20 protein-coding genes are annotated in these 23,964 nt (G+C 57.3%); 13 read left to right on the top strand and 7 right to left on the bottom strand.

The genetic code is table 11. The features are described from left to right. The first annotated feature begins 1 nt into the window (after position 1). The 4 genes from ACQQ2Q_RS09820 (at position 2) to gndA (ending at position 4,464) form a co-directional block, all read left to right on the top strand. On the top strand, positions 2–490 hold the full coding sequence (locus ACQQ2Q_RS09820; protein WP_428187478.1) for a FixH family protein: 489 nt from the start codon (positions 2–4) through the stop codon (positions 488–490). After that, positions 487–2,790: a heavy metal translocating P-type ATPase gene (locus ACQQ2Q_RS09815; protein WP_428186892.1), complete on the top strand. Its 2,304-nt coding sequence runs from the start codon at positions 487–489 to the stop codon at positions 2,788–2,790. Before ACQQ2Q_RS09820 ends, ACQQ2Q_RS09815 begins: the two co-directional genes overlap by 4 nt. After that, a complete protein-coding gene (gene ccoS / locus ACQQ2Q_RS09810; RefSeq protein ID WP_428186891.1) occupies positions 2,787–2,942 on the top strand; it encodes a cbb3-type cytochrome oxidase assembly protein CcoS in 156 nt (51 codons plus the stop codon). Before ACQQ2Q_RS09815 ends, ccoS begins: the two co-directional genes overlap by 4 nt. Positions 2,943–3,042: 100 nt before the next feature. Next, positions 3,043–4,464: an NADP-dependent phosphogluconate dehydrogenase gene (gndA, locus tag ACQQ2Q_RS09805; RefSeq protein WP_428186890.1), complete on the top strand. Its 1,422-nt coding sequence runs from the start codon at positions 3,043–3,045 to the stop codon at positions 4,462–4,464. 108 nt (positions 4,465–4,572) lie between these two features. Here the strand turns inward: gndA and ACQQ2Q_RS09800 are convergent, their stop codons facing one another. Beyond that, positions 4,573–5,613, bottom strand: a complete 1,041-nt coding sequence (locus ACQQ2Q_RS09800) for a LacI family transcriptional regulator (protein WP_428186889.1) — start codon at positions 5,611–5,613, stop codon at positions 4,573–4,575. Between the two features lie 446 nt (positions 5,614–6,059). On the opposite strand from ACQQ2Q_RS09800, the gene ACQQ2Q_RS09795 reads away from it, so the two are divergent. The 9 genes from ACQQ2Q_RS09795 (at position 6,060) to ACQQ2Q_RS09755 (ending at position 17,898) form a co-directional block, all read left to right on the top strand. Beyond that, a complete protein-coding gene (locus ACQQ2Q_RS09795; protein ID WP_428186888.1) occupies positions 6,060–7,295 on the top strand; it encodes an ABC transporter substrate-binding protein in 1,236 nt (411 codons plus the stop codon). Positions 7,296–7,476: 181 nt separating this feature from the next. After that, on the top strand, positions 7,477–8,379 hold the full coding sequence (locus ACQQ2Q_RS09790; RefSeq protein WP_428186887.1) for a carbohydrate ABC transporter permease: 903 nt from the start codon (positions 7,477–7,479) through the stop codon (positions 8,377–8,379). Between the two features lie 52 nt (positions 8,380–8,431). Further along, entirely contained in the window at positions 8,432–9,313 is an 882-nt protein-coding gene (locus tag ACQQ2Q_RS09785; protein WP_428187477.1) for a carbohydrate ABC transporter permease, read from the top strand. Positions 9,314–9,318: 5 nt separating this feature from the next. Continuing rightward, the gene (locus ACQQ2Q_RS09780) at positions 9,319–10,410 is read left to right on the top strand and encodes an ABC transporter ATP-binding protein (protein ID WP_428186886.1); all 1,092 of its coding nucleotides are present in this window, start codon (positions 9,319–9,321) and stop codon (positions 10,408–10,410) included. Positions 10,411–10,464: 54 nt separating this feature from the next. After that, positions 10,465–12,924 carry a beta-mannosidase gene (locus ACQQ2Q_RS09775; protein ID WP_428186885.1) on the top strand — a complete coding sequence of 820 codons (2,460 nt, stop codon included), beginning with the start codon at positions 10,465–10,467 and terminating at the stop codon, positions 12,922–12,924. Positions 12,925–12,993: 69 nt separating this feature from the next. Further along, positions 12,994–13,755, top strand: a complete 762-nt coding sequence (locus ACQQ2Q_RS09770; protein WP_428186884.1) for a sugar phosphate isomerase/epimerase family protein — start codon at positions 12,994–12,996, stop codon at positions 13,753–13,755. 32 nt (positions 13,756–13,787) lie between these two features. Next, on the top strand, positions 13,788–14,921 hold the full coding sequence (locus ACQQ2Q_RS09765) for a Gfo/Idh/MocA family protein (RefSeq protein ID WP_428186883.1): 1,134 nt from the start codon (positions 13,788–13,790) through the stop codon (positions 14,919–14,921). Positions 14,922–15,032: 111 nt separating this feature from the next. After that, positions 15,033–16,079, top strand: a complete 1,047-nt coding sequence (gene mgrA / locus ACQQ2Q_RS09760) for an L-glyceraldehyde 3-phosphate reductase (protein ID WP_428186882.1) — start codon at positions 15,033–15,035, stop codon at positions 16,077–16,079. Between the two features lie 208 nt (positions 16,080–16,287). Further along, positions 16,288–17,898: a glycoside hydrolase family 43 protein gene (locus ACQQ2Q_RS09755; RefSeq protein WP_428186881.1), complete on the top strand. Its 1,611-nt coding sequence runs from the start codon at positions 16,288–16,290 to the stop codon at positions 17,896–17,898. Between the two features lie 180 nt (positions 17,899–18,078). Here the strand turns inward: ACQQ2Q_RS09755 and fghA are convergent, their stop codons facing one another. The 6 genes from fghA to ACQQ2Q_RS09725 all read right to left on the bottom strand — a co-directional run bounded on the left by fghA (position 18,079) and on the right by ACQQ2Q_RS09725 (position 23,753). Further along, entirely contained in the window at positions 18,079–18,912 is an 834-nt protein-coding gene (gene fghA / locus ACQQ2Q_RS09750; protein WP_428186880.1) for an S-formylglutathione hydrolase, read from the bottom strand. A 210-nt stretch (positions 18,913–19,122) separates the two neighbouring features. Next, positions 19,123–19,392: a hypothetical protein gene (locus ACQQ2Q_RS09745; RefSeq protein WP_428186879.1), complete on the bottom strand. Its 270-nt coding sequence runs from the start codon at positions 19,390–19,392 to the stop codon at positions 19,123–19,125. 44 nt (positions 19,393–19,436) lie between these two features. Beyond that, a complete protein-coding gene (locus ACQQ2Q_RS09740) occupies positions 19,437–20,861 on the bottom strand; it encodes an SPOR domain-containing protein (protein WP_428187476.1) in 1,425 nt (474 codons plus the stop codon). A gap of 193 nt (positions 20,862–21,054) precedes the next feature. Continuing rightward, positions 21,055–21,816, bottom strand: coding sequence for a hypothetical protein (locus tag ACQQ2Q_RS09735; RefSeq protein ID WP_428186878.1), 762 nt, complete (start codon positions 21,814–21,816; stop codon positions 21,055–21,057). Positions 21,817–22,069: 253 nt separating this feature from the next. After that, positions 22,070–22,681, bottom strand: a complete 612-nt coding sequence (locus ACQQ2Q_RS09730; protein WP_428186877.1) for a transglutaminase-like cysteine peptidase — start codon at positions 22,679–22,681, stop codon at positions 22,070–22,072. A gap of 460 nt (positions 22,682–23,141) precedes the next feature. After that, a complete protein-coding gene (locus ACQQ2Q_RS09725) occupies positions 23,142–23,753 on the bottom strand; it encodes a PilZ domain-containing protein (protein WP_428187475.1) in 612 nt (203 codons plus the stop codon). Positions 23,754–23,964 lie beyond the last annotated feature (211 nt).

Raw genomic sequence — 23,964 nt, 5'->3', positions numbered from 1 at the left:
GATGCTGCAAAAACGCCCCTTCGTTTTTACCGGCTGGCACATGCTGGCTGTGATGTTCGCCTTTTTCGGAACGATTATTTCAGTGAACTTTTTGATGGCCTACTATGCCACGTCCACATGGAGCGGGCTGGTGGTTCAAAACACCTATGTCGCCAGCCAGGAATTCAACGGAAAGGCGCATGCGATCCGCGACATGCTGGCAACCGGCATTACCGGCAAAATGACGGTGGCCGATGGCGAGATCCGCTACAATCTGACGATTGCTGGCAAGGGTGCGGTGGGTGCCGATCACGTGACGGCTCATTTCAAGCGTCCCGTTGGCGAGCACCAGGATTTTACAGTGGTCCTGTTACCTGTCGGCAATGGCGATTTCGTTGCCGAACATGATGTGCTTCCTGGCCATTGGATTGTGGAAGTCAAGGCAGAGAAAGATGGCACTTTGCTGATCCACGAAGCCAACCGGATTGCCGTGACCGAGGATGGAAAATGAGCTGCTGTGCTGCCGGCACCGAAGGGACCCTGGAGATGGAGCGGGCCGCCCATGCCCTGCCATCGTCAGAGGAATTGCGCCTTTCCAGCCGTGATCTTGGTGATGGACTTTACCAGACAGAGCTGTCTGTTCCGGGCGTGCACTGCGGTGCCTGTATCGCCACGATCGAGAAAAGCCTGAAAAGCCGGCCCGATGTGGAACGGGCACGGGTCAACCTTTCCACAAAACGGGTGTCTATCGTCTGGAAGGCCAAGGTCGGCCAGATTGTTACCGATCCGGTCGACATCGTGCGTACTGTGTTCGCCTCCGGTTACGAAGCGCATTTGTTCGCAGCCGCAACAGACGGTGATGAAGCCTTGCGCAACAAGCTGATGCTGGCCGTCGCAGTGGCAGGATTTGCTGCCAGCAATATCATGCTTTTGTCGGTATCGGTCTGGTCAGGCGCGGATGCTGCCACACGAGACATGTTCCACTGGCTGTCGGCAGCAATCGCAGCACCGGCCATTATCTATGCCGGTCGTTTTTTCTTCGTCTCTGCCTGGAATGGCCTGCGCCATGGGCGCGTGAACATGGATGTGCCGATCTCGCTGGCTGTGATCCTGGCCTATTCGATGTCTCTTTGGGAGACCGTTCATCACGGTGAACAGGCTTGGTTCGATGCCTCGGTGACTTTGCTGTTTCTGCTCCTGATCGGCCGCACGCTCGATCATGTGATGCGCGACAGGGCGCGCTCTGCCATCACCGGTCTTGCGCGGCTATCGCCGCGCGGCGCCATGGTGGTGATGGCGGATGGGGGACGCGAATACCGGCCGTTGGCCGACATCGCCATTGGTGATCGTCTTTCGGTCGGTGCCGGTGAGCGGGTGCCCGTCGACAGTATTGTCGTCTCAGGCGTCAGCGATTCTGATTTTTCCATTGTCAACGGGGAGAGCGCTGCAGTGCGCGTGCAGAAAGGGGATGCGCTTCAGGCAGGTATCCTCAATCTCACCGGTGGATTGACGCTTGAGGCGAGTGCGCTTGCCCGTGATTCCTTCCTGGCGGAAATCGTGCGGCTTATGGAAGCCGCTGAAGGCGGCAAAGCCGGCTATCGCCGCATCGCTGACCGGGCGGCGGAAATCTATGCACCGGCGGTTCATCTGCTGGCCTTTGGCGCTTTCCTGTTCTGGGGTCTCTATGGCGGCGACTGGAAGCACGCGCTGCTGGTGGCGGTTGCCGTCTTGATCATCACCTGTCCATGCGCGCTCGGCCTGGCCGTTCCTGTGGTCCAGGTCGTGGCGGCCGGTCGGCTGTTCAAGGCGGGCATCATGGTCAAGGACGGCTCGGCGATGGAGCGACTGGCAGAGATCGACTGTGCCGCCTTCGACAAAACGGGTACGCTGACGCTTGGGCGCCCCCGGTTCATCAATCGGTCGGGCGTCGATCCCGGCCATATGCAGATTGCCGCAAGCCTCGGCTCCCATTCCCGTCATCCGCTGTCGGAGGCGCTTTATCGCTCCGTCGGCAGTGTCGCCGTCACATTCGACGACGTCCGTGAAATACCGGGTTCGGGTATCGAGGCTAAGACTTCTGCGGGAATTTATCGTCTCGGCAGTCGTTCGTTTGCAGGCAACGGGACGACAGCGCCAGAGGGCCGTATGTCGTCGCGTTCGGAGGTTGTGTTGTCGCTGGATTATGCCGTGCTCGAAACCTTTCAGTTCGAAGATGCGCTTCGGCCAGGCGTTGAACAGGCATTGGCCGATTTTGCACTGAAGAAAATCCCGGTGACGATCCTGTCCGGAGACCGGCCCGAGGTTGTTGCTAAGCTTGCGACAAGACTTTGTGTCCGGGACTGGAAAGCCAATTTGAAGCCAGCAGACAAGGCGGGGTTCTGTGTAGAGGCTCAACGATCGGGCCACAGGCTGTTGATGGTGGGAGACGGCATCAACGATGCGCCGGCACTTTCGGCGGCCCATGTTTCGATGGCACCTGCCACGGCTGCCGATATCGGGCGACAGGCCGCCGATTTCGTCTTCATGCATGACAGCCTGGAAGCCGTGCCCCTTGCGATCCGTGCGTCGCGCAAGGCAGGGCGGCTTATCCGTGAGAATTTCGCCATCGCCATCATCTATAACGGTCTGGCGGTGCCGTTGGCGCTTTCGGGCATAGCAACGCCGCTGATTGCTGCCATCGCCATGTCGACATCGTCGATCATTGTGGTGCTCAATGCCCTGAGGCTCAATTCCCTTGGCAGCCATCTGCCGGTGCCGAAGGGTGCGCCGACGCCAAATGTAGCGCCCCGCACAGCAAGGCTTGCATCATGAACATGCTGATCTATCTGATCCCGATCGCCTTGTTTCTGGGCGGCCTGGGGTTGGGCGCCTTCCTGTGGTCGCTGAAGAGCGGTCAGTATGACGATCTGGAAGGGGCCGCCTGGCGGGCGCTCGATGACGGTGATGACAAGCCTGAGGTTTAATTCACGTTTGCGCAAACAGAGACAAGAGCCGTTTCAGCTCTTGTCCTAGCCTGTCTGGAGTGCCAAATAGTGCCTCCAAAGAGTCTAGAAAGGGTCACCTATGCAAGCGGAAATCGGATTGATCGGCCTTGGGGTCATGGGGTCCAACCTCTCCCTCAATATTGCCGAAAAGGGTAACAAGATCGCGGTCTTCAATCGGACCGGAGCGCGTACCGACGAATTCCTCGGGGAAGCGGGTGACCTCGCCGGCAATATCGTCAACTGCCAGACACTTGAAGAATTCATCGCGGCCATACGCCCGCCGCGTCCGATCATCATCATGATCAAGGCCGGCGATCCGGTCGATCAGCAGATCGATGCGCTTTTGCCGCTGTTGTCGGATAACGACATCATCATCGATGCCGGCAATGCCAATTTCCGCGACACGATGGCGCGCTTCGACCGATTGAAGGACACAGGCGTGACCTTCATCGGCATGGGCGTCTCGGGTGGCGAAGAGGGTGCGCGTCATGGTCCGTCGATCATGGTTGGCGGTACCGAACAATCCTATGCGCGCGTCGAGAAGGTGCTGACGTCTATCGCTGCCAAGTTCGACGGCGATCCGTGCTGCGCCTGGCTCGGTGAGAATGGTGCCGGTCATTTCGTCAAGACCATCCACAACGGTATTGAATATGCCGACATGCAGATGATCGCCGAAGTCTACGGTGTGCTGCGTGACGGAATGGGCAAGTCGGCCCACGACGTTGGTGCCACATTTGGTGAGTGGAACAAGGGTCGTCTCAACTCCTATCTGATTGAGATCAGTGAAAAGGTTCTGAACGCAAAGGATCCGATTTCTGGCGAGCCTATGGTCGATATGATCCTCGACAAGGCCGGCCAGAAGGGCACGGGCAAATGGTCTGTGATCGAGGCCCAGCAGATGGGTATTCCGGCGACGGCCATCGAGGCCGCTGTCGCTGCTCGCAGCCTGTCGTCGATGAAGACGGAGCGCGAAGCTGCCGAAAAGCTGTTCGGCAAGAGCACGTTGAAATTCGATCATTCCGGTGACCTCGAAAAGGATCTCGAACTCGCGCTGTTTGCTGCCAAGATCGGCGCCTATGCGCAGGGCTTTGCCGTGATGTCCGCGGCCAGCAAGGAATTTGGCTGGAACCTGCCGATGCCGACCATTGCCAAGATCTGGCGCGCCGGCTGCATCATCCGTTCGCAGTTTCTGGACGAGATCACCCAGGCCTTTACCGCGATGCCTGATGCCGCCAATCTGGTGGTCACGCCAGCCTTTAGCGAAATGCTGAAGGAATCGCTGCCATCGCTGCGCCGGGTCGTGTCCACTGCCGTGAATGCCGGTCTTCCGGTTCCGGCCCTTGCCTCGGCGCTCAACTATTTCGACGCCTATACACAAAGCCGCGGTACGGCCAACCTGATCCAGGCCCAACGCGACTTCTTCGGCGCCCACGGTTTCGATCGTATGGACGGCAAGGACTTCCACCACGGTCCCTGGGGCAGTGGGCTGGCAACGTTCTGATCAAGACTATTGCCTGCCTTCATCAGGCGACATACTCGAAAAGTCCCGTGCATCACAAATGCGCGGGATTTTCTGTTTTGGCTCGGCCACCATGGGCGGCACATTCCTTCAGACGCTTTCGGGCCATTTTGCCTGGCTGATGCTTTGCAAGGTTTCCGGCGGTGCTCCGTCGATCTGGGCGATCACGGCCCTGGCCAGTTGCGTGCCGGCCTCGCGCACATCCTCGAACGCGGTGATGATTTCCGGACGGATCCAGTTGAGGACAGGGGCAGATTGTTTCGAGACCACGTCGACATCTTTGCCGATCCGCTTTCCGGCTGCCTCGACGCCACCATTGACGGCGATCGTTCCGCTTCCTGACGATGATATGATGCCATCCGGTGCCTCGGGCGAGCGCATCAGCGTCTCGATGGCGTCGCGGATATCGGGGAGCGGTGTGTCGATTGTCACATTGAGCGGTACTTCGCCTGCGCCGAACTCGGCGAGGGCGCGCTGGAAACCCAATCGCGTGTGCTGGTGATAGGCAAGCTTTGTCGGTGGCTGTAACAGGGCGATACGCCGACGTCCCTTGTCCTTGACCAATCTGCGCACAGCTTCTCGCGCATAGGCTTCATTGTCGAAGTCATGATAGGGATGAGCAAGGCCATTGTCGCTTCGACCATGCGCTGCAAATGGCATGTTCTGGTCGATCAACAGCGTAACGCGTGGATCATTGGGTTCAATACGCGAAATGATCACACCGTCAGCCGAGCCCGTATCGAGAATATATCGGACTGGGGCCAGCGGATCCCGGCTGTGGGAATGGGGCGTCAAAATAAGATGATAGGGTGTTCCCGACAGGGCTTCGCTGATGCCGAACACCATCTGGCTGGAAAAGCCCATGATCTCTTCGTCGATGGAAAGCACCAGTGCGATGACATTTGTCTTGCCCGTGCGGAGGCGAACGCCTGCACGGTTTGGCTGATATCCAAGCTGGCGGGCGACAAGGCGAACACGTTCCTTGGTATCGGCGCCGATATCGGGGGCGTCTTTCAGTGCCCGTGAGACGGTGGTGATACCGAGGCCCGTCATATAGGCAATCGTCTTCAGGGTCGGGCGTTCCTTGCCCGCTCCTGGACGTCTGGCCGTCCGGTCTTCTGCGTCAGCCATGCGCTTCCCCCACGATCGTCAATTTTCGCTTCTTATACTTATTATTTAGCATTTGCCATTGTTGGGCGCATCATCCTCCAACATGCGCACCGCTATTAACTGTAACGATACAGTACGAAAGTCTAGGCTTAAATTAGGGTGTGTACGGTCATTTCCGTCCTTCAAGGTTGTGTTCTCCTGTGTTTCAAAATTTCGCACCTGCGAAATCCCACAGGTGCTGATTTTTGCGGATTTTGCGAGAAAAGAAGCCAAAATACTGCATTGTTTGAGCTATTTGTTGACGCTGCGACGCAATAATCGGCGATCGGCAACATTTCTATCTCACTCCTCAATACGCGCGCAGATTGAAAATACGCTCTATTATAGAAATTATGCAGCGCGCCGTTGCGTCGTCGATAGGTTTCGAATAGGTTTTTACGGCAACGTTTCAGTGAGGGAGGAGACTCATGAAATTTTCTAAAGTTGCAGCCTTTTTGGCTGCAGGTGTCGCTATGCCGTTTGGTATGGCGCATGCCACCGATCTCGAAGTCACGCATTGGTGGACCTCCGGTGGCGAAGCAGCCGCGGTGGCCGAGCTTGCGAAGGCCTTCGACAAAACTGGAAATCACTGGGTTGATGGGGCGATTGCCGGTTCGGGAGGAACTGCACGTCCGATCATGATCAGCCGTATTACCGGCGGTGATCCGATGGGTGCGACCCAGTTCAATCATGGTCGTCAGGCGGAGGAGCTCGTCGAGGCCGGGTTGATGCGTGATCTCAGCGATGTCGCTGAGAAGGAAAAATGGACCGAAGTCATCCGTCCGGCAAGCCTGCTGGAAGGCTGCACGATCGATGGCAAGATCTACTGCGCGCCGGTCAATATCCATTCCTGGCAGTGGCTGTGGCTTTCCAATGGTGCCTTTGAAAAAGCGGGTGTCGCCGTTCCGACGAACTGGGATGAATATGTCGCGGCAGCTCCAGCCTTGGAGAAAGCCGGAATTCTTCCGCTGGCCGTCGGCAGCCAGCCATGGCAGACATCTGGTGCGTTCAGCGTGCTGATGGTGTCATTGGCCGGTAAGGACAATTACTACCGGGTCTATGAAGACAAGGACGCCGAATTTGCCGGTGGTCCCGAGATTGCCAAGATCTTCAAGGCCGCCGATGATGCCCGTCGCATGTCGAAGGGCTCCAATGTTCAGGACTGGAACCAGGCGACCAATCTGGTGATCACAGGCAAGGCCGGTGGACAGATCATGGGTGACTGGGCACAGGGTGAATTCCAGGTGGCCAACCAGGTGGCGGGCAAGGATTACAGCTGCCTGCCGGGTCTCGGTGTCAACGAGGTCATCTCGACCGATGGCGACGCCTTCTACTTCCCTCTGCTCAAGGACGACGAAAAGTCTGCCGCACAGGCTGTTCTTGCGTCCACCATTGTCAGCCCGGAAACTCAGGTCGCTTTCAACCTGAAAAAGGGTTCACTGCCAATCCGCGGCGACGTGGATCTGGAAGCTGCCAATGACTGCATGAAGAAGGGGCTCGATATTCTCGCCCAGGGCAATGTGGTCAAGAGCACCAACCAGATGATGTCTGCAGATAGCCAGAAACAGATCGAAGATCTCTTCTCGGAATTCTTCGCAAATGAGTCGATGACGCCGGAAGACGCGCAGAAGCGTTTCGCCGACCTCATCGCGTCGGCTGACTGACAGCAGCCGAAGCGCACGCCGGACAAGGGGGAGTCCGGCGTGCGCTGCTCGATGCCTTTTCCGGTGTCGGGTTCAGCTGCGGTTGTCACCGGACATATTGAAGCCGACCGGTTGTGGATTGCCGTGAACTTGCCTCGATCGAGCGGAGGTTACGGGGTTTGCGACGGAGGAGATTTTACCCATGACGGACAGGGCGATCGCTCGCCGACCGAACCAATTGTTTCGCAATCTCAATTCCAAGATTGCCTCAATCCCGATGATCCTCACCGCCCTGGTGATCTTCCTCGGCGGAACGGTCTGGACAATTGTTTACTCCTTTACAAATTCCAAACTGCTGCCACGCATGAAATTCGTCGGGCTGGATCAGTATGAACGGCTTTGGGCGGCGCCCCGCTGGCTCATTTCGATCGAGAACCTGGCCATCTTCGGCGTGTTGTCGCTGATTTTCAGCCTGCTGATAGGGTTCATTCTGGCGGCGATGATGGATCAGAAGATCCGCTTCGAAAATACCTTCCGTTCAATTTTCCTTTATCCCTTTGCGCTGTCTTTCATTGTCACGGGTCTGGTGTGGCAGTGGATTCTCAACCCCGATTTCGGCGTTCAATCGGTGGTGCGTTCACTGGGCTGGACCAGCTTTACATTCGATCCGCTCTACACCCAATCCATTGTCATCTACGGCATCCTGATTGCAGCGTTGTGGCAGGGCACGGGACTGGTCATGTGCCTGATGCTGGCGGGACTGCGCGGCATCGACGAAGACATCTGGAAGGCGTCGCGGGTCGACGGCATTCCGACCTGGCGCACATATATCTTTATCGTCATTCCAATGATGCGGCCCGTGTTCATCACCACGCTGGTTATCATCGCCAGCGGTATCGTTCGCGTCTACGACCTCGTGGTCGCGCAGACGAGCGGCGGTCCCGGTATCTCCTCCGAAGTGCCAGCCAAATACGTCTACGACTACATGTTCCAGGCGCAAAATCTCGGGCAGGGCTTCGCGGCTTCGACCATGATGCTGATCACCGTTTCGATCATCATCATTCCCTGGGCCTATCTCGAATTCGGAGGGAAGAAGCGTGGCTAATCCTGCAGCTCTCAACGTCGCGGCGGCAGCATCCGATCCATCTGTGTCGCAGATGGAAGGCCCGCGCGGGCGGCGTCCAAAACGGCTCTTTTCGGCGCGCAATCTGGTGATCTATGGCACGCTGACACTGGCCGCCATCTACTACCTGTTGCCGCTCTACGTGATGATCGTCACCTCGTTCAAGACAATGCCGGAAATCCGGCTTGGCAATATCTTCTCGCCGCCGGTCGAGATCACCTTCGAGCCTTGGGTCAAGGCATGGTCCGAGGCCTGCACGGGCCTCAATTGTGACGGGCTTTCGCGTGGTTTCTGGAACTCGGTCAGGATCACGATTCCATCGATGATCATCTCGATCCTGATCGCGTCGCTGAACGGATATGCGCTTGCCAACTGGAAGTTCAAGGGCGGGGAGATGTTCTTCACGATCCTCGTGATCGGTGCCTTCATTCCCTATCAGGTGATGATTTATCCGATCGTGATCGTGCTGCGCGAACTGGGCATTTACGGTACGCTGACGGGCCTGATTGTTGTCCATACCATCTTCGGCATGCCGATCCTGACGCTGCTCTTCCGCAACTACTTTACATCGTTGCCGCAGGAACTGTTCAAGGCCGCACGTATCGACGGGGCGGGGTTCTGGCAGATCTATTTCCGCATCATGTTTCCGATGTCCATGCCGATCTTTGTGGTCGCGATGATCATTCAGATCACAGGCATCTGGAACGACTTCCTGTTCGGTGTCGTGTTCACGCGCCCGGAATATTATCCGATGACCGTGCAACTCAACAATATCGTCAACTCCGTTCAGGGGGTGAAGGAATACAACGTCAACATGGCGGCGACCATTCTGACCGGTCTCGTTCCGCTGTTCGTCTATTTCGTCTCCGGCCGTCTGTTCGTCCGTGGTATCGCCGCCGGCGCCGTCAAAGGGTAATTCGTATGTCTATCAGCGTTTCGATCAAGGATCTTTCATTGAGTTTCGGCGCGGTCAACGTGCTCAAAAACCTAAATCTCGACATCAATGACGGCGAATTTCTTGTTCTGCTCGGCTCATCCGGTTGCGGAAAATCGACTTTGCTCAATTGCATTGCCGGCCTTCTGGAGCCGACCGACGGGCAGATCTATATCAAGGATCGCAATGTCACCTGGGAAGAGCCGAAGGACCGTGGCATCGGTATGGTGTTTCAGTCCTATGCGCTTTATCCGCAGATGACGGTGGAGAAGAACCTGTCCTTCGGGCTGCAGGTGGCAAAGGTGCCTGCAGACACGATCAAGGCGAAGGTGGCGCGTGCCTCCGAGATCCTGCAGATCGAACCCCTGCTACAGCGCAAGCCCGCCGAGCTTTCCGGTGGGCAACGGCAGCGGGTGGCGATCGGTCGTGCTCTTGTGCGCGACGTTGACGTATTCCTGTTCGACGAGCCGCTGTCGAATCTCGATGCCAAGTTGCGCTCGGAGTTGCGCGTCGAGATCAAGCGTCTGCACCATTCGTTGAAGAACACGATGATCTACGTGACGCACGACCAGATCGAGGCCCTGACGCTTGCCGATCGGATTGCCATCATGAAAAGCGGCGTGATCCAGCAACTTGACGATCCGATGACGATCTACAACCGTCCGGTCAATCTGTTCGTGGCTGGCTTTATTGGTTCGCCGTCCATGAATTTCATGTCCGGCCATACCGAGGAGCGGGGTGGGCGTCTCTGCTTTGTCACGAGCGACGCGGAAATTCCGCTCGATGGCTATGATGCGTCCGAGCCCTTGATGGCCGGGCGCAAGGTCATTCTCGGCTTGCGCCCCGAACATATCAAAGTCGATGAGGAGGTAGCTGCCGGAGTTGTCAGCCATGATGCCGTCGTGGATATCGAAGAGCCGATGGGTGCCGACAACCTGCTGTGGGTCAAACATGGCGGCCACACGATGTCGGTGCGCACCGCCGGTACGCGTCGATATTCTCCCGGCAGCGCAGTACGCCTTACCTTCGACATGTCCGTCGCGTCCCTGTTTGATGCGGAAAGTGAGATTCGTATCTAGGGAAACTTCAGCTCCGGATTATTCGTTTCGGAGTTGGCATTTGGGACAGGCTTGATGAGTATACGCAGCGACAACGCCAACCATAGAGATCTTGCCGGCACATGGCGCCTGTCATCGGCTGGCGCGCATCAGACTGTCATGGCGGTGCCCGGCGACGTGCATTCGGCGCTATGCGACGCCGGTGTCATTCCGGATCCCTATGAGGGCCGGAATGAGGAGCTTGTGCAATGGGTAGCCGAGCGCGATTGGGAGATCGAGCGAGAATTTGTGGTCGAACAGGTGGATGGCGACTGGTATCTCGACATCGACTTCCTCGATACGGTCGCCATCGTTTTCGTCAATGATGTTCCGGTCTTGTCTGCCGACAACTGCTTTCGGCGATATCGCCCATCGGTGACAGATGCCTTGCAGCCCGGCGAAAATCGTATCCGCATCCTGTTCCATTCCAGCATTGCAGCCGGCGCCGAGCGTCAGGCAAAACAGCCCTTTTATGTGCCATACCAAAAGGCCAATTCGCCAATTCCCAATGGCAATATGTTGCGCAAGCCGCAATGCCATTTCGGTTGGGATTGGAACATCGCGATCGCGCCTCTTGGTCTCTATGGCACTATTGCGCTGAAGAAGTTCGATCCGGCACGTGTGGAGCATCTGACCACCGAGCAGACCCATCATACGGATGGCAGTGTCGATCTGGCTGTTACCCTGACACTGTTTTCCGACGATCCGGCCATCGTGCCGGTGCATTTCGAACTGGACGGCGAACGTATCCGCCTCGATTGCGGCACGCGTTCCGGAGAAACGGTGATTACCCATGTCTTCACGGTCGAAAAGCCACGGTTATGGTGGCCGGCCGGAAGCGGCGAACAGGCAGTCTCGATCCTCAAGGTCGAAATTCCCGGTGAGATCGTAGAACGCAAGATCGGTTTTCGCACCGTCGAATTGCTGACCGACAAGGATGATGCCGGCAGCCGCTTTGCGCTCAGCATCAATGGACGCGAGATTTTTGCGCGGGGCGCCAACTGGATACCGGCGGATGCGCTGTTTTCGCGGACATCACGCGAGAAGACCCGCGACCTGCTGCAATCGGCAGTCGACGCCAATATGAATATGATCCGCATCTGGGGCGGCGGTTTCTATGAGGCCGACTGGTTCTATGATCTGTGCGACGACATGGGGCTGATGGTCTGGCAGGACTTCATGTTTGCCTGCAATCTTTACCCCTGCACCGATGACTTCCTCGCCAATGTGGCCGCAGAAGTGGATTATCAGGTTCGCCGTCTGTCGTCTCATCCCTCAATCGTGTTGTGGTGCGGTGACAATGAATTGGTGGGCGCGCTCACCTGGTTCCCCGAATCTCTGGAGAACCGCGATCGCTATCTTGTGGCCTATGACCGGCTCAACAGGGTGATCGAACAAGGTTTGAAACAGGCCGCGCCACAAGCCATCTGGTGGCCTTCCAGCCCTTCGTCGGGCTACCTCGACTTTGGTGACGCATGGCATGCCGATGGCGCTGGCGACATGCATTACTGGTCGGTCTGGCACGAGAACAAGCCATTTGAAAACTATCGCGAGGTGCATCCGCGCTTCTGCTCGGAGTTCGGCTTTCAGTCCTATACGTCACTGCAGGTTATCAAGGGTTTTGCCGATGAACGCGATCTCAACATCGCTTCGCCCGTGGTGGAACTGCATCAGAAGAATGCGGGCGGCAACGAGCGCATAGCGGCGACCATGTTCCGCTATTTCCGCTTTCCCACGGATTTTGGAAAGTTCATTTATCTAAGCCAGATCCAGCAAGGTCTGGCGATCCGCACTGCGGTTGATTACTGGCGGTCGCTCAAGCCCCATTGCATGGGCACCGTCTACTGGCAGCTGAACGATACCTGGCCGGTCGCGTCGTGGTCGAGCCTTGATCATGGCGGTGGCTGGAAAGCGATGCACTATATGGCACGGCGCTTTTTCCAGCCGGCTACCGTCGTGGCAATCCCGTCCAAGGACGGGGACACCATCGATTTCAAGATGATCAACGATACAGCCGAGACGCTGGTGTTCGACATGAACCTGTCGGCTTTGACGCTGAGCGGCGAGCGCGTGCCGCTTAAAAGCGCCAATGGGCAGTGTTCACCTGATCGTGCTGAAGCACTGCTGTCGGTCTCGCTCGACGACATTCCACCTGATTGTGTGATCGGCTGGAGTTTCATTGCGTCCAACGGCATGAGCGGCGAGGGCCATCAAGTGATGTCGAGCTACAAGGCGCTCGATCTCGAGGACTCGGGGGTGTCGCTGTCGGCTGCCTTGCGGGGCGACGGTTCCATTGAATTGGATGTGTCCGCGTCTGGACTGGCGCTCTATGTCATGGTCGAGAGCGAGTGCCCGGGCCGCTACAGCGACAATGCAATCGATCTCGCGGCGGGTGAAAGTCGGCGGATCATATTCAGGCCGAACACGCCGCTGGAGGGCGGGTCTGTGCCCCAGTTTCGTGCGCTGGACCTTTACGGCTCCCAGGCCCTTGGTTGACGACGATATTTTGAACGAGGATTGAACTTTCAGTTCTGGAAAAGGGCTAAAGCCCACGGAGGAGACGACATGACCAAGCTCGGTTTTCAGCTTTACAGCGCCCGCAATTTTCAACCTTTTTCAGCGATATTCCCGAAGCTTGCCAAAGCCGGGTATTCGGAGGTTGAAGGCTATGGTGCTCTCTATGCCAGCGCGAGCGACGGCGAGATCGCGGCATTGCGCGACGAACTCGACGCCAATGGGCTTTCCATGCCGACCGGACATTTCGGCTTGGACATGCTGGAGAACGAACAGGACAAGGTGATGAAGATCGCAAAAACGGTCGGCATTTCCTCCATCTATTGCCCGTTCCTTTTACCGGATCAGCGCCCGGATGGCGGTGATGGCTGGGAAGCCTTTGGCAGACGTCTGTCGGAGGCAGGAAAGCCCTACCGGGACGCCGGCTTCGACTTCGGCTGGCACAATCATGATTTCGAATTCAAGGAACTGGACGACGGCTTCACACCGCAGGATTACATTTTCACAGGCGGCCCGGATCTGTCATGGGAAGCCGATATTGCCTGGGTCATCCGGGGCGGTGCCGATCCGCTCGGCTGGATCGAGAAATACGGTGACAGGATCACATCGGTGCATGTGAAGGACATCGCCTCCGAGGGCCAGAACCTCGACGAGGATGGTTGGGCCGATGTCGGTCACGGGGTTGTGGGCTGGAAGGCGATCATGGAGGCGCTTACGGTGCATGACGTCCGCCACTACATCGTCGAGCACGACAATCCGAGCGATATCGATCGTCTCATCACGCGGTCGATCGAGTCATTCAATCGCTACTGATTCACTCACGGATCTCCATTCAGAGGCATAAAATGGCACGCGAACTTGGCATTGGCATCATCGGATGCGGCAATATCTCGACGACGTATTTTTCGCTTTCACCACTCTTCAAGGGGCTGAAGGTTCTGGCCTGTAGTGACGTCAATATGAATGCCGCCGAAATCAGGGCGGATGAATATGGCGTTACGGCACAACCGGTCGACGATCTCTTGAAGAACGACGAGATCGATCTGATCGTCAACCTCACCATTCCGGATGCCCACTTTCCGGTTTCGAAGCGTATTCTGGAGGCTGGCAAACATGTCTATTCGGAAAAGCCGCTCGTATTGTCACTCGCTCAGGGCGAAGAACTGCGCGCTTTGGCAAAAGAAAAGGGGCTGGCGGTCGGCTGCGCGCCCGATACCTTCCTGGGCGGGGCCCACCAGCTTGCCCGTCACTATATCGATGAGGGTGGCATTGGACGGATTACATCCGGAACTTGCCATGTGATGAGTCCGGGGATGGAGATGTGGCATCCCAATCCCGATTTCTTCTTCCTGCCGGGTGGAGGACCTGTTCTCGATCTCGGACCATATTACATTGCCAATCTCGTCAATCTGATTGGACCGGTAAAGCGGGTGGCAGCACTGACATCCATGGCCCGTGAGACGCGCACCATCACCAGCCAACCGCGCAGCGGCGAGGTGATCCCGGTGAAGACGCCGACCAATATTCATGCACTGCTGGAATTCGTCAGTGGCGCCACCATAACGCTGTCGGCAAGCTGGGACGTGTGGAGCCATCGCCATGCCAATATGGAGCTCTACGGCACCGACGGCTCGCTCTACGTGCCTGACCCGAACTTCTTCGGCGGCAAGGTGGAAGCTTCGGGTCGCAACAAGGATATCGCTGTCCTGGAAGAATGGGATCATCCCTTCTCGAAGAACAACCAGGACAGTCCGCAGGGGCCACGCGCCAATTATCGGACGGCGGGTCTTGCCGATATGGCGGTATCACTGATCGATGGCCGCGACGCTCGCTGCTCGCTCGATCGCGCCCTTCACGGTGTCGATGTGATGACGGCAATCCTGACGTCTGGCGAAACAGGTGAGTTTGTCACATTGTCCACCACCTGCACACAGCCGGCTGCTCTTGGCATTGCCGAAGCCGAGGCGCTTTTGCGGTAAATAATCGACGCGTATAGAGTTGACCTTCATTTGGTCGCCGCTCCTTGGTTTTGCAAGCGGGAGGCGGCTGGTGGGGACTTTCTCGACAATTGATAATCTGGAGACTGCGTTATGACATGGCACCCGGCCGAAGACCGCTATGAGCGGATGACCTATAATCGCTGCGGCAAGAGCGGGCTCAAGCTTCCGGCGCTTTCGCTGGGACTGTGGCATAATTTCGGGGACGATGCGCCGCATCAGGTCAAGCAGGCGATCTGCCGCAAGGCATTCGATCTGGGTATTACCCATTTCGATCTGGCCAATAATTATGGACCGAAACCCGGTGCAGCCGAGACGGCCTTTGGTGAGATCCTGAAGACCGATTTCGCCGGCTATCGCGATGAGATGATCATTTCGTCCAAGGCAGGTTACCTGATGTGGCCCGGCCCTTATGGAGAATGGGGCAGCCGAAAATATCTGATCGCCTCTTGCGATCAAAGCCTCAAGCGCATGGGGCTGGATTATGTCGACATCTTCTATTCGCACCGCTTCGATCCCGATACGCCGCTGGAAGAAACCTGCGGTGCGCTCGATCACATCGTCCGGTCGGGCAGGGCGCTCTATGTCGGCATCTCGTCCTACAACTCGCAACGGACCCGTGAGGCTGTCGCTATCCTCAAGGAACTCGGCACGCCCTGCATCATTCATCAGCCCAGTTATTCGATGATCAATCGCTGGATCGAGGATGACGGACTGATCGATACTCTGGAAGAGCTGGGGATCGGGTCCATTGTCTTTTCACCGCTGGCCCAGGGCATGCTGACATCGAAATACCTGAACGGCATTCCCGACGACAGTCGTGCAGCGCAGGGCAAGTCGCTTCGCAACGAGTTTCTGACGGAGCGCAACATAGAGAATATTCGCAAGCTCAATGCGATTGCGGAACGGCGCGGTCAGACGCTGGCCCAGATGGCGATCGCCTGGGTATTGCGCGGCGGCCATATTACCACTGCGTTGATCGGAGCCAGCCGGCCAGAGCAGGTTGAAGACTGTGTCAAGGCGCTGGAAAAACCGGATTTCACCGCTGAGGAACTGGCCGAAATCGATGTCCATGCGCGGGATGCCGATATCAACCTTTGGGCAGCCTCAGCCGAACGCAATGGGCCGCAGCGGAAGTAACCCGTAGCACCCGTCTGGATGGGTGTGTCCGTCCCGAGGCACCAGGGGCGGGCTCCGGGGCAAACAGAGCGGATCCTCGGCGCATGTCGCCGAGGGTCGCGGCCTGACGGAGATGCGATGGGAGAGCTTCTGCGTCGGTCCGGATCTGGTTACTGCACATTGCGGGTGTACTGGAGCAGACAGACTTTGGTTTCGAGGAGGAAATTTCGTGATCCGCAATCCCATTTTGCCGGGCTTCAATCCGGATCCGTCCATTTGCCGTGTTGGCAAGGACTATTATATTGCGACCTCCACCTTTGAGTGGTTTCCGGGGGTGCAGATCCACCATTCACGGGATCTGGTGAACTGGACTTTGGTCCGTCGACCGCTGGAGCGGAAAAGCCAGCTCGATATGCGCGGCAATCCCGACAGTTGTGGCATCTGGGCGCCGTGCCTTTCTTATGCCGATGGACTGTTCTGGCTGGTCTATACCGATGTCAAACGGCTGGACGGAAATTTCAAGGATACCCATAACTATATCGTCACATCGCCGACGATCGCGGGTGAATGGTCCGATCCGATTTACATCAACTCTTCGGGCTTTGACCCTTCGCTGTTCCACGACGATGACGGGCGGAAGTGGTTCATCAACATGCAGTGGAACCATCGGACCGAAAGCTTCGGCGGATCGCCCAAAAGCCCGGCCTTTGACGGCATTTTGTGCCAGGAATGGGATGCCAAGGAGCAGAAGCTCACGGGGCCGATCCGCAATATCTTTGCCGGCTCCAGCCTCGGGCTCGTCGAAGGTCCGCATCTGTTCAAGCGCAATGGCTGGTATTACCTGACCACGGCAGAGGGAGGGACGGGCTATAGTCATGCCGTTACCATGGCGCGGTCGCGAAGCATCGACGGACCCTATGAGATGCATCCAGACACCTATCTGATCACCGCGAAGGACGATCCCGACGCCTTGCTTCAGCGCGCCGGTCATGGCCAGTATGTCGAAACACCCGATGGCGAAGCCTACCATACACATCTGTGCGGCCGTCCGCTGCCGCCCAAACGGCGTTGCACGCTGGGGCGCGAAACGGGTTTGCAGAAATGTGTCTGGAAGGATGACGGCTGGCTCTATCTGGCCCATGGCGGCTCGGTTCCTGCGATGGAGGTCGAGGCGCCAGCTGGAGCAGGCGAACCGGTGACGCAAGACGTGCCGGTGCGCGATTTTGACGATGGGACGTTGCCACCGGAATTTCAGTGGCTGCGCACACCTGAGCCAGAGCGGATCTTTTCCACGACGGCGCGGGCCGGCTACCTGCGCCTCATTGGCCGAGAAAGCCTGGGCTCCTGGTTCGAGCAATCGCTTGTGGCGCGGCGTCAGGAGCATCACCGATTCCGTTCGGAAACCGTCGTGGATTTCGATCCCGATACCTATCAGCAGGCTGCGGGGCTGATCCACTATTACAACCGCCACAAGTTTCATGCGCTGGCCGTCACGCTGCACGAGGAACTCGGTCGTGTCGTCACGGTGTTTTCCTGCCCCGGCGACTTTCCCCATGCGCGGATGGAGTTTCCTGCAGGGGCGGGCGTTGCGGTGCCGGATGGGCCGGTCGAACTCTCCATGGAGATTACCGACAATGACCTTCAATTCTGTTGGCGTTCGGCCGGCGCCAATGAATGGCAAGCGCTTGGTCCATCGCTCGATGCCGGTGTGGTGTCCGACGAAGGCGGGCGCGGCGAGCACGGTTCCTTCACCGGCGCCTTTGCCGGGCTGTTCTGTTTTGACACCAGCGGACGCTGCAAGACGGCGGATTTCGATCGGTTTGTGTATCAGCCAATTTAAGCCTGGCACTTGAGCCCTGAGCGTTAGGTGGCAATTTGCGCCACCTAGCGCGCATCGTGGAGCCCAAAAGTCAGAGGGGGCAATTAACGCGCGATCACCGCGTTGGCATTACGCCCACCAAGCCAAATGATCTTCGTCGGCGCTAGACCTCACCAACTGGGAAAAGCTTCTCAGCCAGACTCACGCCAGCCGTTCGGCATGCCAGCGCAGATGGTCTTCCATGAAGGTGGAGACGAAGTAGTAGGAGTGGTCGTATTTCTCCTGCGTGCGCAACGTCAGGCCGATATCAGTGCCCTTGATGGCCTCTTCAAACAGCCAGGGTCGCAGGCCTTCGTCGAGAAACGGATCGGCGGTGCCCTGGTCGATCAGGAATTCGGGGAAGCGTGCACCGGACTTGACCAGCGCACAGGCGTCGTGCTCGGCCCATTTGGCCTTGTCGGCGCCGAGATATTGACCAAAGGCGTTGGCTGTCCAGTCGGCCGTCGTCGGCTCGACGATTGGGGCAAAGGCCGAACAACTCTTGAATCGGCCCGGATTTTTCAGCGCCACCGTCATCGCGCCATGGCCGCCCATGGAATGACCAAAGACACCCTGGCGCGACATGTCGGCCCGGAAGTGTTCGGCAATCAGGGCCGGCAGTTCCTCGGTGATGTAGGTATACATTTTGTAGTGCGCGGCCCAGGGCATTTCGGTGGCGTCGAGATACATGCCGGCGCCCTTGCCGAGCTTCCAGTCAGTCAGTTCATCGGCCACATCATCGCCGCGCGGGCTTGTGTCGGGGCAAACGATAATGAGACCGAGTTCTGCGGCAAGCCGGCGATATTCGCCCTTTTCCATGACATTGGCGTGGCTGCAGGTGAGGCCCGACAGGAACCAGAGGACGGGCCTTTTTTCCGCAATGGCAGCCGGAGGAACGAAGACCGCGAAGGTCATGTCGCAATTGCAGGCTTCCGACTGGTGTGAATAGACGCCCTGCATGCCGCCGAAGGCCATGTTTTGGGAGATGATGTTCATAGTCCGTCCTCGTTCTTCATTCTCGGGTTGCCCATTCAGTGGAGCGACCGTTTGTGGGCGAACAAAAACGGAGATGGCGTTACGGCGCAAGGCCGAAGCCGGATTTATTTGGCAGGACGACGCAGAGCTTGTTTGATGACGGCAAAAAAGGCGCGGTCCGTCGATGACGAAGCCGCGCCTTCAGTTGAGGGCCGGAGACCCTGAACCCGATTATTTCATCCGCATGATGACGGGAAAGCGACCGTTATGGGATGAGACATGAAGATGGATCGCAGTTTCTGGCTGTGAATAGCGCCAGGCCCGCGCACCGTGGGACAGAAGAAGGCTGATGAGATCGCGGGACTTTTCCCTGGGCCGGTTGATGCCCAGATCCGCGATCTTCAATGCGGCCTCGTGGAGCGGATGAAGCGCAAAGCGTGGCTTGTCGAGCTTCGCTTCCTCATCGGGCTGCGCATCAAAACGATTTTCGTTCATTGCCATGACGGTTCCTCGTACACGTTACAAATCGAGGTCGTCTGCCGGGCTTACTGCATTGCAGCCCAGCAGCCGAATCCCACTTTCTTCAAAGTCCTGCAGGCATTGACTGCTGTCTTCTGGTTGTCGAAACCGCCAAACCGGGCGCGGTAAATCTGTTTGGACCCGGTATCGTATGCGACGGTGAATGGGGTGGCGGAACGCAATACCTTTCCGCCTTTACCCTGCGCATTGCGCAGGAGTTCGTTTGCCTGATCCTTGTTTGGCGACGTGCCGACCTGAATGACCCAGCCCGAAAGCTGTTTCTCGGTCGAGCCGGTCACGGTGTCGTCCACGGCTACGCTCGCAGCACTGCTCTCTTCGGCAACGGCAGGTGTCGATGCTGTAACTTCGCTGGCCGCCTGGGGTGCATCGGGCATGAAGGCAGGCGCGGGGGCGGGCACAGGAACAGAGGCCACGAGCGGCATGGGGGCGTGGGCCGAAGCGACACGATCGAGCGCCTGCTGAGCGGGGCTTGCGGCACCGGCTGCGGCAAAGGCAGTCTCGGTGACGGCATCTTCAACCGCCTCTGATGCGATATCATAGCGTGTCACGGGAAGAGGCCCTGTCTTTGGCAGGTCGAGAGCGCTCAGGGCGATGGCACCGCCGGCGGACGGCATGGCCAGACGGTTCTTGGCAATGTGGAAAGTGGTCGCCCCGGAACGCGAGGCGCGCGGCATGTATTTCGCGACGAGGTCACGCATGGTGGCGTCGCGACGTGCGCCGGTGGTGCCGCCGAGAACAACGGCGACAATGGAGCGACCGTCAGCCTGAGCGGATGTCGCCAGATTGAAGCCAGAAGCGCGGGTATAACCGGTCTTGATGCCATCCACACCGCGCACAGCGCCCAGCAACCTATTGTGATTGCCGATGGTTTGCTTGCCGAAATGGAAGCTGCGGGTGGAGAAATAGCCGTAATATTGCGGGAAATGCTGACGAAGCGCGATGCCGAGAAGGGCCTGATCGTAGGCGGTCGTCATTTGCGCCGTATTCGGCAAGCCATTGGCGTTGCGATAGGTGGTGTTTTTCATGCCAAGGCTGCGCGCCTTTGCCGTCATCAACTGGGCAAAGCGCTTTTCCGAACCGCCGACATATTCACCCAGTGCTGTCGCCATATCATTGGCTGAACGGGTGACCAGAGACTTGATGGCTTGTTCGACCGTGATCGAACCGCCGGCGCGCACACCCAGTTTGGACGGGGGCTCCTTAGCCGCGTTGGCCGATACCGGAACGGCGCTGTCGAGGCTGATACGACCGCTCTCCAAGGCCTCGAAGGTGAGGTAAAGGGTCATCATCTTGGTCAGCGATGCGGGATAGCGCAAACTTCTGGCGTCACTCTCATAGAGGATCTTGCCTGTCCGGGCATCGACAACCACGCCGGCATATTTCGCAGCCAATGCGGGGGCAGCACTCAACATCATCAGACCTGCCAGCATGGCGGCGATAAGATTCAGCGGGGTCAGGGATGTTCGTTTGTTTTTCTTGGCGACAACAACTCGGTGCACAGCAAACTCGCTTAATCACTTCATTTCAATCGGGTGCCCCCCAGCGACCCTTGAAGCAGACGATAGCGAAACAGCCTTACCAACTCGTTTATGATGAACGAATAGTTTGCGATGCAGAGCGGATTTAATTCAAACGCGATGCTTTGGCCGAGCCATTTTGCAGGCGCGCTTCAAAATAGGATCGTATTGCGTTGTCCAGTTTGTGCCATTCAGGCAGTCGCGCGCTTGAAAAGCGGTAGAGCACCGTCAGGTCGCGTCCGACGTGGATGTCGCGCTGGCAATCGCCGCTGCTTGGTGTGGTATTTGCTGCAGGTGGCAGGCAACGGACGGCATAGTCATCGGCTCCAGCAGATGAGGCGGTGTACATGATTTCACTGCCATAGCCGGTTTCAGCACGCAGGTGATGCAGTGTCAGGCCATAATTGGCAGGTTCCGGCTGGCCTTCGAAAAGGTGTGCGTAGATCGGCTCAAGACGTCCGGACATGTCGCGCGACATGGTGCTTTGCGAGACTTGAACGAAGATCAGTTTGTCCGATTGGCTCACATCGTTGAACCTGCGGCTGTTGGCGCCGCTGTAACCTGACATATCGGGCCAAAGGAAATAGAGATCTGCGCGATCTGTCTTGCCGTTTCGTCGCTGCTCCTCGAAGCGAAGCGTGTTCGCGGCGAGCGTCAGGTGGTCCTGTCCTATCGTGACTGTAAATTGTTGTGTGCTTGCACTGTGTCCCGCGCGGGACAGGCGCTCGCCCAGTTCGCGACCGGCAATATTGATGACCACCGACAACAGCGCCAGAATGCCAACCGCAATGGCGACTTTCAGAAGGAAAGCATTGGAGAGCAATGGCAGCTCGTTGGAAGAATCAGTCTGAGCGGCGCTCTTATCCATCGTTTACGCGTTCCTGATGGCGCAGCGGCGCAAAAGAATGGGCCGGCGCAGGCAAAGCAAATGTGCGGTCTGCGGCAGGCTCGCGTATCGTGGTTAATAAGTCGTTAAAGGGCGACGGGCGGTGCATTGCGGTCTTGTCAATAAAAAGAGCCGGTTCCGATTGTGCGGAACCGGCTCCAGGCACCGGCCGGGGACGGGTATGCGGGGGACAGACCGGGCCTAAGTCGTGTTGGCTTTTCGCTTCGGCGTCAGCTCAGTTCGACGACACGGATGCGACAGCAGGGGCGCGACCGTCGTGGAGCTTTACCCAGCGACCCGAATGGTCGGAGGACTGGCGCTTGAGATAGGTGTATTCCGTCTCAGACCATAGCAGCACCTTGTTGCGCATATTGTCGAGAATGAAATCACCGCGGTCGGTGCGGACGGTCAAGACGGCATGCCCTTCGCGATTCGGTTGCAATACCACCGTGATCAGGACGTCGGATGGAGAAAAGCCGGCATCGATCAGCATCTTGCGCTTAAGCAGCACATAGTCTTCGCAGTCGCCGACGGTGCGTGGGTATGCCCACCGTTCTTCGACGCCGTAAATCTCAATGTCCGTCATGGGCTGGATCTTCGTGTTGACCGTATAATTCACGTCGAGCAGCGTTTTCCACTTGCTCTCGGTGAGGGTCATCGGGGCGCTACCGCCCGTATTGGCCTGGCATTCATTCGCATAGGTCTTGCAGAATTCGTAGTGGCCGATTGGCGGATTGGCTCTGCCGACAATCTGCATATTTGGCGAGAATGCCATGGTCTGGATTGCAGTTGCGGCGAGTGCCGCCGCGGTCAGGAGGTTGATCCTCAGGATTTTCTTTTTTGTCATTTGTTGTGTCCCCGTTGTGAGGAGACACTGACATGAAGATTTTGATCCATCGCAAAGTTGCGAAGTACAATTAAGTTCTTATCGTATTAAAACAAGTATTGATTTGTATTAAAACAAGAATAGAATTTATTTTATATTTGACGCAATTTTTCGCTAAATTTGTTGAAAATTTGAGTTATCTCGGCTCGCCAAATCACCGATTCCGAGGTTTAATATATTGTATTTAAATGCTTATTTTGGCTTGTGACGTGAGGGCGCGGCCGGTTTTCCAACTGCGGATTGTCGCCCGATTGTACTTTTGCGTTGCTCTAAGACAGCGCGCGCACAGTGTTGTCGAGCGATGTGTGCCATTTCGAAACGACAATCGAGCTCGACAAGGCGAAAATTATTTCTGCATAATTTTGAAAAAAAGTTTTCGCAGGCGTGTCTGGCGGCGTTTGTTGGACGCCGAATTGGCTGATTACAGGAATTCAGCCAGAGATTCACGTGTCTGGAGCACGGTGAATTCGATTGCGACACCTTCGAGGAAGTGACGCACAACGCGCCCGCTCATGCTGCCGAGCGTGATCTTCGTGCCGATCGGTGGACGAATGTCGATGTCGATGGCCGCACCTGACAGGGAAAGGTCCATCAGGCGGCAAGGGTAGCGACGGCCGTCTTCGATCAACAGTTCAATCAGAGTACTGCGCGGGGTCAGGCGATCATGGCGGCGATCTTCCGGCAAAGACAATTCGTGCTTGTTGGCAATCCAGGTCAACTGCGCCGCGAGCTTCTCGCGTTTACGCTCAGTTGCAACGATGGACATGACGAAGCCGCCTTCGCTGAGCTTGATCACGTTGCCTTCGACGCGACCGAGATGCTCGATATAGGCAATGACGCGTTCGCCGGTGCGCGGAACGCCAGCGCAGGCGAATCGCACGTCGCCGGGCGACATGTCGATCACCGCGCAGACATACTCATCGTAGTTGGAAAGCATTAGTCGGCCCTGCAGACTTACACTCACGCGCTGATACGCCCTCTGTTCGATGGGCGCATTCGGTCGTGCTGCTTGTTGGGTCTGGAAAGAATACATTCTGTCTATGCTCAATAGCCGATACGGAATACTTACGCGGAAGCGGTTAACAGAAGGTTCTGCGCAGGTCGCCTTGGAAGTCCATATCGCCGCAATTAAGGTTAATAATTGGTTTCGCTTGATGGCGCTCTCTGAAGGTGGCAAACCTTTTTCAGCGACACGGCCTACTGTTTGTGTCGGCACTCAATTTTCCGGGCCGGGTATTCCCGCG

Origin of the sequence: Agrobacterium sp. ES01 (assembly GCF_050320885.1) — a bacterium.
In the GTDB taxonomy this organism is placed as follows: domain Bacteria; phylum Pseudomonadota; class Alphaproteobacteria; order Rhizobiales; family Rhizobiaceae; genus Allorhizobium.
The sequence above is the reverse complement of the archived record's forward strand: the minus strand, read 5'-3'. Positions and strand labels throughout refer to the sequence as shown.